This is a genomic window from uncultured Nocardioides sp. (assembly GCF_947489365.1).
GTDB lineage: Bacteria > Actinomycetota > Actinomycetes > Propionibacteriales > Nocardioidaceae > Nocardioides.
The window spans coordinates 78,385-91,917 of sequence record NZ_CANLDB010000011.1; the positions used below are offsets into that span (position 1 = coordinate 78,385).

Annotated in this window: 13 protein-coding genes; 5 read left to right on the forward strand and 8 right to left on the reverse strand. The window is 73.8% G+C overall.

Annotation, left to right across the window (positions count from 1 at the left end; genetic code table 11):
* Window positions 1-16 precede the first annotated feature (16 nt).
* Window positions 17-1,993 carry a M13-type metalloendopeptidase gene (locus Q0858_RS20965; protein WP_299058311.1) on the reverse strand — a complete coding sequence of 659 codons (1,977 nt, stop codon included), beginning with the start codon at window positions 1,991-1,993 and terminating at the stop codon, window positions 17-19.
* Window positions 1,994-2,129: 136 nt separating this feature from the next.
* On the opposite strand from Q0858_RS20965, the gene Q0858_RS20970 reads away from it, so the two are divergent.
* On the forward strand, window positions 2,130-2,849 hold the full coding sequence (locus Q0858_RS20970) for an aldolase/citrate lyase family protein (protein ID WP_299058312.1): 720 nt from the start codon (window positions 2,130-2,132) through the stop codon (window positions 2,847-2,849).
* A gap of 22 nt (window positions 2,850-2,871) precedes the next feature.
* Here Q0858_RS20970 and Q0858_RS20975 read toward each other — a convergent pair whose 3' ends face one another.
* A complete protein-coding gene (locus Q0858_RS20975; protein WP_299058313.1) occupies window positions 2,872-3,837 on the reverse strand; it encodes an NADPH:quinone oxidoreductase family protein in 966 nt (321 codons plus the stop codon).
* Window positions 3,838-3,888: 51 nt separating this feature from the next.
* Between Q0858_RS20975 and Q0858_RS20980 the strand changes: the two genes are divergently transcribed.
* Together Q0858_RS20980 and Q0858_RS20985 are read left to right on the forward strand one after the other, a co-directional pair.
* Entirely contained in the window at window positions 3,889-4,737 is an 849-nt protein-coding gene (locus tag Q0858_RS20980) for an alpha/beta hydrolase fold domain-containing protein (protein WP_299058314.1), read from the forward strand.
* Between the two features lies 1 nt (window position 4,738).
* The gene (locus Q0858_RS20985) at window positions 4,739-5,431 is read left to right on the forward strand and encodes a hypothetical protein (protein WP_299058315.1); all 693 of its coding nucleotides are present in this window, start codon (window positions 4,739-4,741) and stop codon (window positions 5,429-5,431) included.
* 150 nt (window positions 5,432-5,581) lie between these two features.
* Here Q0858_RS20985 and Q0858_RS20990 read toward each other — a convergent pair whose 3' ends face one another.
* From Q0858_RS20990 to Q0858_RS21010, 5 genes are all read right to left on the reverse strand, one after another.
* Window positions 5,582-6,952 (reverse strand): SLC13 family permease, encoded by a 1,371-nt coding sequence (locus Q0858_RS20990; RefSeq protein ID WP_299058316.1) that lies wholly within the window; start codon window positions 6,950-6,952, stop codon window positions 5,582-5,584.
* An 84-nt stretch (window positions 6,953-7,036) separates the two neighbouring features.
* The gene (locus Q0858_RS20995) at window positions 7,037-8,305 is read right to left on the reverse strand and encodes a M15 family metallopeptidase (RefSeq protein WP_299058317.1); all 1,269 of its coding nucleotides are present in this window, start codon (window positions 8,303-8,305) and stop codon (window positions 7,037-7,039) included.
* A gap of 64 nt (window positions 8,306-8,369) precedes the next feature.
* Entirely contained in the window at window positions 8,370-9,836 is a 1,467-nt protein-coding gene (locus tag Q0858_RS21000) for an MFS transporter (RefSeq protein ID WP_299058318.1), read from the reverse strand.
* A 26-nt stretch (window positions 9,837-9,862) separates the two neighbouring features.
* Window positions 9,863-10,693: an ABC transporter permease gene (locus Q0858_RS21005; RefSeq protein WP_299058319.1), complete on the reverse strand. Its 831-nt coding sequence runs from the start codon at window positions 10,691-10,693 to the stop codon at window positions 9,863-9,865.
* Window positions 10,690-11,700 (reverse strand): ATP-binding cassette domain-containing protein, encoded by a 1,011-nt coding sequence (locus Q0858_RS21010; RefSeq protein ID WP_299058325.1) that lies wholly within the window; start codon window positions 11,698-11,700, stop codon window positions 10,690-10,692. Before Q0858_RS21010 ends, Q0858_RS21005 begins: the two co-directional genes overlap by 4 nt.
* Window positions 11,701-11,801: 101 nt before the next feature.
* On the opposite strand from Q0858_RS21010, the gene Q0858_RS21015 reads away from it, so the two are divergent.
* Window positions 11,802-12,347 (forward strand): hypothetical protein, encoded by a 546-nt coding sequence (locus tag Q0858_RS21015; protein WP_299058320.1) that lies wholly within the window; start codon window positions 11,802-11,804, stop codon window positions 12,345-12,347.
* 18 nt (window positions 12,348-12,365) lie between these two features.
* Here Q0858_RS21015 and Q0858_RS21020 read toward each other — a convergent pair whose 3' ends face one another.
* Window positions 12,366-12,659 carry a YrhK family protein gene (locus Q0858_RS21020; RefSeq protein ID WP_299058321.1) on the reverse strand — a complete coding sequence of 98 codons (294 nt, stop codon included), beginning with the start codon at window positions 12,657-12,659 and terminating at the stop codon, window positions 12,366-12,368.
* Here Q0858_RS21020 and ppgK point away from each other — a divergent pair.
* Window positions 12,658-13,413, forward strand: coding sequence for a polyphosphate--glucose phosphotransferase (gene ppgK, locus Q0858_RS21025; RefSeq protein WP_299058322.1), 756 nt, complete (start codon window positions 12,658-12,660; stop codon window positions 13,411-13,413). The genes Q0858_RS21020 and ppgK overlap by 2 nt on opposite strands.
* Window positions 13,414-13,533 lie beyond the last annotated feature (120 nt).

Genomic DNA, 13,533 nt, shown 5'->3' on the forward strand with positions numbered 1-13,533 from the left:
CCGGACGGCCGGGCGCTCACCAGATCCGGACGCGGTCCTCGGGGTCGAGCCACAGGCCGTCCCCGGGGGCCGTGCCGAACGCCGTGTGAAACTCGTCGAGGTTCCGCACGATGTTGGCCCGGAACTCCGGAGGGCTGTGGGGGTCGATGGTGAGGTACTGGCGCTCCTGCTGCTCGCGGCGCTTGGTGCGCCACACGTAGGCCCAGTTGAGGAACAGCCGCTGCGAGCCCGTCATCCCGTCACGCTCCGGCATGCCCTCGCCCTCGATCGAGATCAGGTAGGCGTGGTGGCCGATGGTCAGGCCACCGAGGTCGCCGATGTTCTCGCCGACCGTCAGTGAGCCGTTGACCCGCTCGTCGGGCAGGTTGCGGGGGCTGAAGCCGTCGTACTGGTCGATCAGGGCCTTGCTGCGGACCTCGAAGGCGGCCTTGTCGTCGGGGGTCCACCAGTCGTTGAGGTTCCCCGCGCCGTCGTACTGCGCACCCTGGTCGTCGAACCCGTGGCCGATCTCGTGGCCGATCACCGCGCCGATGCCGCCGTAGTTCTCGGCCGGGTCGGCGTCCGGGTCGAAGAACGGCTTCTGCAGGATCCCGGCGGGGAAGCAGATCTCGTTCGTGCCGGGGTTGTAGTAGGCGTTGACCGTCTGCGGGAGCATGAACCACTCGTCGCGGTCGACCGGGGCGCCGAGCTTCGCGAGCTGCCGGTCGGTCTCGAACGCGGACGCCGCCGCGGCGTTGCCGTACAGGTCACCCGCGTCGACGCGCAGGGCCGAGTAGTCGCGGAAGCGGTCCGGGTAGCCGATCTTCGGCCGGAAGGTGCCGAGCTTGTCGTAGGCCCGCTGCTTGGTCTCCTCGGTCATCCAGTCGAGGGCCGCGATGGAGCGGCGGTAGGCCTCGAGCAGGTTGTCGACGAGGTCGTCCATCAGCCGCTTCGAGCGCGGCGGGAAGTGGCGGGCGACGTACTCGCGGCCGACCGCCTCGCCGATCGTGCCCTCGACGAACGACACGGCCCGCTTCCAGCGCTCGCGGAGCTGCGGGGTGCCGGACAGGGTGCGGCCGTAGAAGTCGAAGTTCGTCTCGACGAGCTCGTCGGTCAGGTACGGCGCCCCGGAGCGGGCCACGCGGACCAGCATCCAGGCGCGCCACGGCTCCACGTCCCCGTCCCCCTCGGAGAGGAGGGCCGAGAGGTGGGTGAAGAACGACGGCTGGCGGACGATGGTCTCGGCGAGGACCGTCTCGGGGCCGACCTTCGTCCCCGCGAGGTTCCTGACGTAGGCCTCCCAGTCGAAGGCCGGGCACAGCGCCGTCAGCTCCTCGGCGGTGAGCCGGTTGTAGGTCTTCTGGACGTCGCGGCACTCCGCGCGCTCCCAGTGGCCCTCCGCCAGGCGGGTCTCCAGGGCGAGCACCTGCGCGGCGCCGGCGGCGGGGTCGTCGTGGCCGACCAGGCCGAGCATCCGCTCGACGTACGCGCGGTAGGCGTCGCGGGTCTCCGCGAACTTCTCCTCCCGGTAGTACGACTCGTCGGGCAGGCCGAGCCCGCCCTGGCCGAGGTGGAACAGGTAGCGGTCGGAGTCGCGGGCGTCGGTGTCGACGAACGAGCCGAACAGGCCGTAGCCGCCGAGGCGCTCGAACTCACCGAGGAACGCCGCGAGGTCACGGACGTCGCGCAGCCCGGCGACCGCGTCCAGCAGCGGCCGGAGCGGCTCGGTGCCGAGGGCCGCGATCCGCTCGGTGTTCATGAAGGACGAGTAGAGGGCGTTGATCTTGGCGCCGTCGGCGTCCAGCGTCGCGGGGTCGCGCGCGGCGAGGTCGGTGATGATGTCGCGCACCCGTTGCTCAGCGGTGTCGGCGAGCTCCACGAACGGGCCCCAGCTGGAGCGGTCGTCGGGGATCGGGGTCTCCCGCAGCCAGGTGCCGTTGACGTGGCCGAACAGGTCGTCCTGGGGCCGGACGTCGGGGTCCATGCCCGGGCGGGCGTCGTCGAGGATCGTCACGCGCACGAGCCTACGCAAGCCCTCCGACGCTGCCGGAGGTCGAGGTGCGGGGCCGGCCACGGCCGAGCCACGAGACCCCGTGACCGATCGACGTGGCCGTCACCGGGGGACGCACGATCGGCGCTACCGTCCCGCCATGGTGAGTGAGCAGACCTCGTACGGCGCCTGGCTCGACCTCGACTCCGTCCTCGCGGCGGAGGCCCTCGCCGTCTCCGGCTTCGACTGGGTGGCGATCGACCTGCAGCACGGAGAGGTCCCCCGCTCGTCGGTGGTGGGGCTGCTCGCCGCTATCCAGGGCCGCGGCGCCGCGGCGTGGGTCCGTACGCACGCCGACGACCTGACGACCGCCGCGTGGTGCCTCGACATGGGGGCCGACGTGGTCGTCGTCCCGCAGGTCTCCTCGGCGGCGGAGGCGCGGGCGGCCGTCGCGGCAGTCACCTACGCGCCCGACGGGCACCGCTCCTGGGGCCCGGCCCGCGCCGCGCTCCGCCGTCCCGACGCCCCCGCCCAGCGTCTCGTCGTGATGATCGAGGACGCCGCGGGGGTCGACGACGCCGACGCCATCTGCGCGACACCCGGCCTCGGCGGCGTGCTGATCGGCCCCGCCGACCTCACCGTCTCCCTCGGCGGCTCCGTGCCCGACGACCTCACCTCCGAGCGGACCCTCGCCGCCGCCGGCCGCGTCGTCGACGCCGCACGGGTGGCCGGCGTCGAGGTGGCGGCGTACGCCGGGGACGGCCGGCTCGTGCCCGCCTGGCGCGGGCTCGGGATCACGACCCTGGCCCTGGCCTGCGACTCCGGCATGGTCGCCGCGGCGGGCGCCGCCCGGCTCGCGGCGGCGCGCGAGCTGGGCTGACGCCCGCTGAGGCCGGCCGGGCTCAGTCCCGCAGCCGCACCACGGACTTGCCCAGCGTGCGCCGGGAGTCCATGTCGACCAGCGCGCGGCCGTAGTCCTCGGCGGCGTACGTCGCACCGACGGGCGGGTCGATGACTCCGGACTCCATCATCGGCAGCAGCGCCTGCCACTGGGTGGCGAGGTGGTCGGGGTAGCGGGTGACGAAGGCGCCCCAGCCGACGCCGCGGACGTCCGTGTTGTTCAGCAGCAACCGGTTGACCTTCACCTCGGGGATGCCCTGCCCGGCGGCGAAGCCGACGACCAGCAGGCGTCCCTGCGGGGCGAGCGAGCGCAGGGAGTCGGTGAACACGTCACCGCCGACGACGTCGAGGACGACGTCGACCCCGGCGCCGCCGGTGAGCTCGGCGACGGCGTCCTTGAACCCGTCGACGAGCACGACCTCGTCGGCGCCGGCGTCGCCGGCGACCTGGGCCTTCTCCTCGGTGGAGACCACCGCGATGGTGCGGGCGCCCATGCCCTTCGCGACCTGGATCGTGGCGGTGCCGACGCCCCCGGCGGCGCCGTGGACGAGGACGGTCTCGCCCTCGCGCAGGCCGGCGCGCTCGTCGAGCGCGAACTGGGCGGTGAGGTAGTTCAGCGGGATCGCCGCGCCGGCGTCGTACGACACCGCGTCCGGCAGCGCGAACACCTGGGTGGCGGGGATCGCGACCCGCTCGGCGGCGCAGCCGTGGACCAGGAACCCGCACACCCGCTGACCGACCTCGAAGCCCGGGCCGGACACCACGGTGCCCGCGCAGTCGACGCCCAGGGTGAAGGGCGGGTCGGGGCGGACCTGGTACTGCGCCCGCGACAGCAGGAGGTCGGGGAAGGCGACCCCGACGCTGTGCACCTCGACGACGACCTCGCCCTCGGCGGGCTGGGGCTCGGCGACGTCGGTGACGGCGATGCCGTCCGGACCGGTGGTCTCGACGACCTGGACGGCTCTCATGCGCGTCACGATAGATCCCCCGGCCCGGACGCACCCTCTAGTCTCGGCGCCGTGGCGGTGGGCGACTGGATGCGCGCGTGGGTGATCCACCACTCGGCGCCCTTCACGGTGCGGTACGGCGCCGACCTGCGGTTCGCCGGGACCGAGCTGCCGGCACCGCGTCGACGCCGGGTGCCGACCCGGCACGGGAGGGTCCGCGTCCACGAGTACGGCGAGCGCGACCGACCGGCGTACGTGCACCTGCACGGCGGCGCGTGGCTGATGCGGTACGCGGCCATGGACGACTGGTGGTGCCGCTACGTCGCCGCCACCGCCGGGGTGCGGGTGGTGAACGTCGACTTCGACGCCGCGCCGTACGTCCGCTACCCGGTCGCCCAGGAGCAGTGCCACGACGTGGCCGCCGCGATCGCCGCGGAGGCACCGGTCGCGATCGGCGGGTTCTCGTCGGGGGGCGGCACGGCCGCGGCGGTCGCGCTGATGGCCCGCGACACCGGCTCGTTCGTGCCACGGCTGCAGGTGCTCGGGGTGCCGGCCCTCGACATGCACGCCGACCCCGCCGACGCCGCCGCCGCCCAGGGGATGATCTCGCTGCCGCTGCGCCGGCTGGTCCGTCGCGTCTACTTCCCCGACGTCGCTTCCCGCCGGGAGCCGTACGCCAGCCCGCTGCTCGCCGACGACCTCGGCGGCCTCCCGCGAGCCCTGGTCCTCACCGCGGAGCGGGACTCCCTGCGCCCCGACGGGGACGCCTACGCCCGCCGGCTCGCGGAGGCCGGCGTCGAGGTGTGGCACGACGTCACCCCCGGGGCCGACCACTACTTCCTGACGGAGGACCCGGTCCGCGCCCGGACGACCATGGCGAGGATCGCCGACGAGATCCGCCTCAGCCTCGTGGGCGTCTGACGTGGGCCTGCTCGTCACCCTCGACCTCTTCAGCGCCGCGACCGACTCGGCGCGCGGGGCGTCCGCGACCTTCGCCGCGATCGCCGCCGAGCGGTCGTGGCCGGTGACCGGCGACGAGCTGTACGCCGCCTGGGACGCCCGCAACAAGGCGGCCCAGCGCGTGGCGCGCCCGCCGACGACGTTCGCCGCGGTCTCCACCTCCGCCCTCGCGGCGGCGTACGACGACCTGGGACTGCCTGCGGCCGCGGCGCCGGCGGACCGGGCCCGGGTCCACGCCGCCGTCGGCGACTGGCCGCTGTGGCCGGACCTCGCCGACGGCGTCGCCGCCCTGCGCGCCACCCCGGAGGTCGCCGCGGTCGGGCTGCTCTCGAACGTGGACGACGACCTCGCCCGCGCCACCCGCGCCGCCGCGCTGGTGGACGACGACTGGCTGCTCACCTCGCAGCGGCTGGGCGCGTTCAAGCCGGACCCGGCGCTCTACGCCGCCGCCCGGGACGCCGCCGTGGCCGCCGGGTTCCGCCTGGTCCACGTGGCCGCGTCGGCCCGCGACGTCCGCGGTGCGCTCGAGGCCGGCCTCGCCGCCGTCCGCCTCGCCCGGCCCGGCCACGCCGTCGACCCCCACGGCCCGCCCCCGCCGTACGAGGTCGGCGACGCCCGCGACCTGCCGTCCGCCGTCCTCGCCGCGGCGGGGTAGGTGGCCGGTACAACTTCCTCTGGTTTCGCCAGCCGGCTGGCGAAACCCCGACCTGGCTGACGAAGTTTCGTCCGCCCAGTCGGGGTTTCACGGGTCGACCGGTGAAACCAGAGGCTCCTGAGGCCCCTGTGACCACGCCCAGGACCGAGGTCAGACCGTCGGTACGACCAGGGCCGCCCAGGCGACGAGCGGGGCGAGGACGACGATGGACATGCCCCACTGCATGAGGCGCTTGAAGACCATGTCGCGCTGGTCGGGCTCGGCGTTGGCGACGACGAGGGCGCCGTTGGTGGAGAACGGCGAGCAGTCGACGACCGAGCTGGAGATCGCGAGCGCGGTGATGAGGCCGACCGCGTTGACGTCGCCGGTGAGCAGGAACGGGACGGCGAGCGGGATGAGCGCGCCGATGATGCCGGTGGTCGACGCGAACGCCGACACCACCGCGCCGATGAAGCAGATCAGCAGCGCGGCCACGAGCGGCGCACCGATCGTGGCGACCCGCTCGCCGAGCGAGTCCACGACGCCCTGGTCCTGCAGCAGCGTCACGTAGGTGACGATGCCGCCGATCAGCAGCACGGTACTCCAGCTGATCTTCTCCACCGCACCCTTCGCGGTCTCGGGGAACGCCAGGGTCAGGGCGACGGCGATCGCGAGCGCGGTGAAGCCGACGTCGAGGTCGAAGCCGAGCGCGCCGACGATCAGCAGGCCGAGCCCGCCGAGGGTGAGGCTGCGCTGGGTGTCGAGGCGGACGTCCTCGCCGCGGACGTCGGCGGACTCCGTGCGGTCCCGCTTCACGTCCGCCGCCGAGTACGGCGTCCCGCCCGCCGGGTGGTCGTGGGTCGCCGCGCGGGTGGCGGCCTCGGCCTCGACGCCCATCGCGGAGGTGGTGGTGTCCTCCCGGCCGCGGGCGACCAGCGCCCGGCCGCCGAAGGCGAGGAACGTGATGGCCGCGATCAGGAAGGCCGCGAAGAAGGTCGCCAGGAAGAGCAGCAGCTGGTTGCCGGGCAGGTCGTTGTCGGAGACCACGCCGTTGGTGATCGAGCCGAAGATCCCGATCGGGGAGAAGCTGCCGGCGGTCGCGCCCTGCACGACCATCATCCCCATCATCACGGGGTGGATCGAGTAGCGGATGGCGAAGCCCATCGCGACCGGCGCGACGATCGCGACCGCGGCGGGGCTGACGGCGCCGATCGACGTCACGACCGCGCAGACGAAGAACATCGCCCACGGCACCAGCCACACCACACCCCCGACCGCGCGGACGGCGGCGTGGACGATCCAGTCGACGGTGCCGTTGTTCTTCGCCAGCGCGAAGAGGTACGTGACCCCGACGAGGATCACGAACAGCTCGGCGGGGAAGCCGGCGAGCGTGTCGGCGGCGGCGTCCTCGAGGGGGAAGTCGAACACGGTGATGCCGACGACGAACGACGCCACGAGCGCCAGCGCACCCATGTTGACGCTGCGGACGGTCGCGATGACGAACACCACGACGAGGACGAGGAGGGAGACGAGCTCGGTCATGGGAGGACCGGGCCGGGCAGGGCGGCGGGAGTGAGGCGCATCACCCCTGTCTATCGCCCCTGTCCACCACCGGGGGCCGGCGGGTCAGCGGGCCTGGACGAGCCGGTCCATCTCGAAGTGCATCGGGTCCGTGAACGACCAGTCCCCGCCCCAGGCGAAGCCCCACTTCTTCATGATCGCCACCACGTCGCGGTCGATATCGCCGACGGTGCCGCGCTGGTTGCCCGGGACGTTGAGGTCGACGGCGATCCCGAAGGAGTGCAGCGACAGCGAGCTCGACCCGGCGATGAACCGCGGGTAGTAGCAGCCGGCGTACTCGTCGGGGTTGATCTCGTCCGCCAGCCCCCGGGTGACGACCTCGGTGAACGCCGCCCGCAGCTGCGGCAGCATCACCTTGTGGCAGGTCACGTCCCCGAGGATCGGCACCTCCTCGGTGCGGATGTTCGCCGCCTCCCAGGCCGGGTCGGGAGCGATCCGGCCTCCGCCGATCACCTCGTACGTGAACGTGCCGACCGCCTCCGCGACCGAGCCGCCGGTCAGGAACGCCGTCTGCGTGGCGGTGATGTCGAGGTCCGGGCCGAGGATCTGGACGGGCACGCCCTCCCCGACGATCTCCTTGATGTCGTCGCGGACGTCCTGGGGCGCGGCCGTGCCGGTGTTGACGAGCAGCGCGTTGCCGGGCCGCATGCCGAGCGGCTCGATCCAGTTCTCGTTCAGCACCGCGTCGATCTGGCGGACCTGCGGCGCGTAGGCGCCGATGTGGACCTGCGGCGCGTCACGGTCGTTGCCGAGCCGGACGAAGCCGTTCTCGTCCTCCATCCGCCGCCCCAGCCCGGGCAGGATGCCGAGCTCGCCGCCGGCGACGCGGTCCCAGACCTCCTGGAACTGCGCGGTCTGGATCGGGTTGAAGTTCCGGTACGACGACGGGTCGACCGCCGCGACGTCGACGACGGTGTCCTCGACCGCGACCGGGGCGAGCGCGAACTGCTCGACGCGCTCCACGCCGTCCAGGCCGGCCACGCCCTCGACGACGTCGTCGGCGAGGGTGTCGGGCGCGTAGACGAGGAGGTCGTCGCCGAAGAGGCGGCCGTCGAGCGGGCCGGGGTCCTCGACGGCCATGGCGGGGTCGATCGCCGGACGCTCGGTCGTGCCCTCGGCGGGCTCGGTCTCACCGGGGTCCGCATCGGGGTCGGCGTCGGGGTCGGGTGCGGCGTCGGACCCGGCTCCGGTGCCGGGCTCGGCGCCCTGGCTCGTGTCGTCACCCGTGCTGGACGCTCCGTCGCCGCAGCCGGCGAGCAGGGTCGCGCAGGCGACGAGCGCGACGCCCGCGACCGTTCCGCGACGCAACCTCATGCCTGCCCTCCCCCGTGTCCCCTGATCCGACCCCCGACGTGCTGGAGCCAGGGTAGGTGGCGGATCAACCGCCCGTGCCGGGTGCGGTGACGGCTGCGGACCCCAGGCCGGGGTTGCGGACGGCCAGGCCGGCCAGCAGCGCGCCGGCCGTCATGAGGCCGGCGCAGATCCCCACGGCGACGACGTACCCGCCGGCGAGGGCCTCGGGGTCCGCGTAGTCGGTGCCGGACAGCCCGACCAGCGCCGGCAGGGCGGCCACGGCGATCAACCCGCCGGTGCGGGACACGGCGTTGTTGACCCCGCTCGCGACGCCGGCGTACCGGTCCGGGGCGGCGGCCAGCACGGTCGCGGTGAGCGGGGCGACGAGCAGGGAGAGCCCGAGGCCGAACACGGTGATGCCGGGCAGGACGTCGGTGACGAAGCCCGCGACCCCGTCGGTGCCGGCGTCGACCCGCAGGAGCAGCAGCGTGCCGACGGCGAGCACGAGCGGGCCGACGGTGAGCGGGACCCGCGGGCCGATGCGCTGCGCGAGCGCTCCCCCGCGGGAGGCGAGCAGCAGCATGCAGACGGTGAGCGGCAGCGTCGAGAGCCCGGCGGCGAGCGGCCCCCACCCGGCGACGGTCTGCAGCTGGAGGACGAGGAAGAACAGGACGGCGCCGAGCGCGGCGTACACGAGCAGGGTCAGGCCGTTGACCGCGCTGAAGGTGCGGTCGGCGAACAGACCCAGCGGTACGAGCGGGTGGCGGCTGCGTCGCTCCACGAGGACGAACCCGACGCCCGCGAGGAGGCCGAGCCCCGCCGCCGGCAGCGTGTACGGCGACCCGGGCTCGACGAGCGACCAGGTGAGCGACCCGAGCGCGGTCACGGCCAGGACGGTCCCGGCGACGTCGAAGCCGTGCACGGCCTGCGGGTCGCGGGACTCCGGCACCGCGCGGACCGCGATGGCGACGACGAGGACGGCGGGGGCGAGGTTGACCAGGAAGATCCAGCGCCACGACGCCTGCTCGACGAGGACACCGCCGAGGAAGGGTCCCGCGGCGGCGGCGAGGGAGCCCAGGCCGGTCCAGACACCGATCGCGCGGGCGCGGTCCTCGCGGGCGAACGCCCCCTGGATCATCGCCAGGCTGCCCGGCGTCAGCATCGCGGCGCCGATGCCCTGCAGCACGCGGGAGCCGATGAGGACCTCGACCGTCGGCGCCAGCCCGCAGGCGAGGGAGGCGATCGCGAAGGTGACGGTGCCGACGAGGAAGACCCGCTTGCGACCGAACCGGTCGCCGAGCGACCCGCCGAGGAGGATCAGCCCGGCCAGGGTGAGCAGGTAGCCGTTCGTCACCCACTGCAGCGCGGCGAGGTCGGCGTCCAGGTCCTCGCCGAGGGTGCGGAGCGCGACGTTGACGACGGTCTGGTCGAGCAGCGCCATCCCGGAGCCGAGCGTGGCGGCGGCGAGGACGGCGCGACCGGCCGGCGTCCCGAGGCGGACGGGTTCCCCCTCGCAGACCGGCTCGCCGTGAGCCGTGGGCTGGGTCGTCACCCGCCCAGTGTGGACCCCGTCCGGCGTCAGGCGTTCTCCCTGCGGAAGACCGCGGTCCCCCACCACAGGGCGAGCCCGAACAGCAGCACGGACCAGCCGACGCCCCAGCCCATGGTCGCGAAGTCGAGGTCGCCGAAGAACGCCCCGCGGACGGCGTCGACCACGTGCCGGATCGGCATGAGGTCGGCGAGCCGGTCGAGCCAGGCGGCGCCGAACGTCATCGGCAGCAGGATCCCGGACAGCAGCAGCACCGGCATCATCACGACGTTGATCACCGGGGCCATGACGTCCTCGGACTTCGTGGTCAGCGCCAGGGCGTTGGACGCCGCCGCACAGGCGCCGCCGAGCAGCAGCGTCAGCGCCACCCCGACGACGATCCCGCCGAGGGAGGCGTCCATGCCGAGCACCGTCCCGAGGACGACGAGGATCACCGCCTGCACGAACAGCTGCGCCAGGTCGCGCCCGAGGCGGCCCACGAGCAGCGCCGTCCGGCTCGCCGGGGTGACCCGCTCCGCCTCGATGACGCCCTCGCGCCACTCCCCGATCAGGGAGAAGCCGGCGAAGAACGCCCCGAAGATGCCGAGCTGGACGAGCATCCCGGGCACGAACCACGTGTACTGGTTGATCCCCGGTCCCAGCTGCGCGATCACGGGCTCCAGCAGCGGGCCGAAGAGCAGCAGGTAGAGCACCGGCTGCAGCATCCCGATGATCACCCAGGCCGGGTTGCGCAGGTTCATCCGCATCTGGCGGCGGAAGACGATGAAGGACTCCCGCCAGAAGCGGCTCACCGCACCCCGCTCGGGGACGGCGATCGCCGCGGCGGTCGTCCGGGTCGGCTGCTGGGTCGTCGTGGTCACGAGACCACCTCCTTCTCGGACCCGGCCGGGTCCGGCCGCTCGTCCGGCTGCTCGGCGTCGCGCAGGCTCCGCCCGGTCAGGGTGAGGAAGACGTCGTCGAGCGTCGGGCGGGCGACCTCGATGGAGTCCAGCGAGACACCTTGGGCCTCCAGCTCCCGCAGCAGGCCCGGGACGGCGCGCCCCGCCCGCGGCACCCGCGCGGAGATCCGTCGGCCGTCGACCTCGGCGTCCCCGGCCAGGACGGCGAGGCGCTCCCGGGCCGTGGCGACCTGGTCGTCGGCCGCCACCTCGAGGACGACGAGGTCGCCGGCGACCTGCGCCTTGAGGTTGTCGGCGGTGTCGGAGGCCACGATCTCGCCGCGGTCGATGATGACGATGCGGTCCGCCAGGGCGTCGGCCTCGTCGAGGTAGTGGGTCGTGAGGAAGACGGTCGCGCCCTTGCGGTCGCGCAGCGCCGAGATGTGGCCCCACAGGTTCGCGCGGGCCTGCGGGTCGAGGCCGGTGGTCGGCTCGTCCAGGAACACCAGGGTCGGGTCGTGGACGAGCCCCATCACGATGTCGAGCCGGCGCTTCTGCCCGCCCGACATGGTCTTGGGCTTGCGGCGCCACAGCCCGTCGAGCTGCAGGTCGTCGAACAGCCCCTGCCCCCGCCGTACGGCGTCGGCGTGGGACATCCCGTAGAGCATCCCGTGGTCGATCACCTCGTCCCCGGCGAAGGCGCCCGAGTACGTCGACCCGGCCTGCGAGACGTAGCCGATGCTGCGCCGCACCTGGACGGGCTGCGTGGCGACGTCGTACCCGGCGACCGTGGCCGTCCCGGCGGTCGGTCGCAGGAGCGTGGTCAGCATCCGCAGGGTGGTGGTCTTGCCGGCGCCGTTGGGGCCGAGGAACCCGACCACCTCGCCCTCGGCGACGTCGAGGTCGACGCCGCGGACGGCGTGCACGTCGGTCTGCGAGCGCCCACGACCGGTCCGGAACGTCTGCAACAGGCCGCGGGCGGTGATCATGGAGGGGCTGCCGGTACTCACCCCCTGAGTGAACCGCGTGGCACCGACAAGCGTCCACGCCGTTTCGCTGTGAGCGGCTACCCGTCAGTAACGTCCGGGGCATGCGTCGCCTCGCCGTCCCGGCCCTCCTCGTCGCCCTGGCCCTCACCGCGACGCCCGGCCTCGGCGTCCCCGCCGGCGCCGCCGAGATCCCGCGCGTGCAGCTGGTGAAGGACCCCGGCGGTGACGTCCGCACCTCGGGTCGCGTCCCGACGGCCGTCCGCCGCAGCGTCGACGTCAGCAGCCTCCAGGTCCGCCGCGACGCCACCCAGCTGCGGCTGGGCTTCCGGCTGCGCGACGTCCGCTCCTTCGCCGGCTACGAGCAGGGGGCGACGGTGCTGCTGTCGCGCCGGAACCGCACGCAGCGGTTCACCGTCGACGGCTCGCGCGTGCTGCAGGGCGACCCGACCGAGGGACGGGTCTGCGAGGACGGCCGGGCCGTCCGCAAGGCCGGCGGCGACGTGCTCGTCGTACGCCTGCCGTTCCTCTGCATCCGCACCACCCCCGGGAAGCCGGTCGACCTCCGCGGCATCGCCACGGCGACACCCCGCGGCACCGGCGGCACCGCCTCGGACCCGACGCGGACCGTGCGGGCCGACCCCCGCTGAGGCCCGCGGCCGACGACCTCAGAAGTCCGCGGCGGACTCGTGCCCGCCGACCTTCCGCAGGTGCACCCGCCGCGACAGGCGGATCACCGGACGGACGGCGAGCTCGGCCGAGCCGACGATGAACAACCACGTCCCGATCTCCGTGGTGGCGGCGTCGAGGAAGAGGAACGACCCGACCAGGAACCACACCGCGACCAGCAGGTCGTTGGCGATGGACAGGGTCTCGTAGCGGCGCCGCAGGACCAGCTCACGTTGTCCGAGGTGCAGCGTGAGCGTGCCGTCAGGGTGCACGTGGGTCTCGTGTGGTGGCATGAGGCTCATGGAACACCCCTTCGGGATCGACTTCGGCGGCACGGGCATCAAGGGCGCCCCGGTCGACCTCGCCGTCGGTGACTTCGCCGAGGACCGCGTCCGGCACCCGACGCCACAGCCCTCGACCCCCGAGGCCGTGGCCGCCGTGTTCGCCGACCTGCTCTCCTCCTTCCCGGCCAGCCGCTCCGCGGTCGGGGTCACCGTGCCCGGCGTCGTCCGGCGCGGCGTCGTCGGCTCCGCCGCCAACATCGACGACGCCTGGATCGGCACCGACGCCGACGCGATGCTGACGGAGCGGCTGCAGCGGTCCGTGCACGTCGTGAACGACGCGGACGCCGCCGGCCTCGCGGAGGCGGCGTACGGCGCGGCGCGGGGCGTCACCGGCCTCGTCATCGTGACCACCCTCGGCACCGGGATCGGGTCGGCGATGGTGCACGACGGCGTCCTCGTCCCCAACGCCGAGCTCGGCCACCTCGAGATCGACGGCCACGACGCCGAGACCCGCGCGGCCAACTCGGCCCGCAAGCGTGAGGAGCTGTCCTGGGAGGAGTGGGGCGAGCGGCTGACCCGCTACTACCGGACCGTCGAGATGCTGTTCTCCCCCGAGGTGTTCGTCATCGGCGGCGGCGTCAGCAAGGACGCCGAGCACTGGCTGCCCCACGTCCACGTGCGCACCCCGATCGTCACCGCCACGCTCCTCAACCGCGCCGGCGTGGTCGGCGCCGCCCTGCTCGCGGCGCGCGAGCAGGACTGAGCAGGACCTCGCCGAGTCGGCCCGAGCGCACCGCCCACGACCCCCGAGTCGGCCCGAGCGCACCGCCCACGACCCCCGAGTCGGCCCGAGCGCACCGCCCACGACCCCCGAGTCGGCCCG

Excerpts from the sequence above, each read along its gene's own strand:
- Q0858_RS21010 (WP_299058325.1), bottom strand. The coding sequence starts at position 11,700 with ATGATCACCGCCCGCGGCCTGTTGCAGACGTTCCGGACCGGTCGTGGG.
- Q0858_RS21015 (WP_299058320.1), top strand. The coding sequence starts at position 11,802 with ATGCGTCGCCTCGCCGTCCCGGCCCTCCTCGTCGCCCTGGCCCTCACC.
- Q0858_RS21020 (WP_299058321.1), bottom strand. The coding sequence starts at position 12,659 with ATGCCACCACACGAGACCCACGTGCACCCTGACGGCACGCTCACGCTG.
- Q0858_RS20970 (WP_299058312.1), top strand. The coding sequence starts at position 2,130 with ATGGTGAGTGAGCAGACCTCGTACGGCGCCTGGCTCGACCTCGACTCC.
- Q0858_RS20990 (WP_299058316.1), bottom strand. The coding sequence starts at position 6,952 with ATGACCGAGCTCGTCTCCCTCCTCGTCCTCGTCGTGGTGTTCGTCATC.
- ppgK (WP_299058322.1), top strand. The coding sequence starts at position 12,658 with ATGAGGCTCATGGAACACCCCTTCGGGATCGACTTCGGCGGCACGGGC.
- Q0858_RS20975 (WP_299058313.1), bottom strand. The coding sequence starts at position 3,837 with ATGAGAGCCGTCCAGGTCGTCGAGACCACCGGTCCGGACGGCATCGCC.
- Q0858_RS20995 (WP_299058317.1), bottom strand. The coding sequence starts at position 8,305 with ATGAGGTTGCGTCGCGGAACGGTCGCGGGCGTCGCGCTCGTCGCCTGC.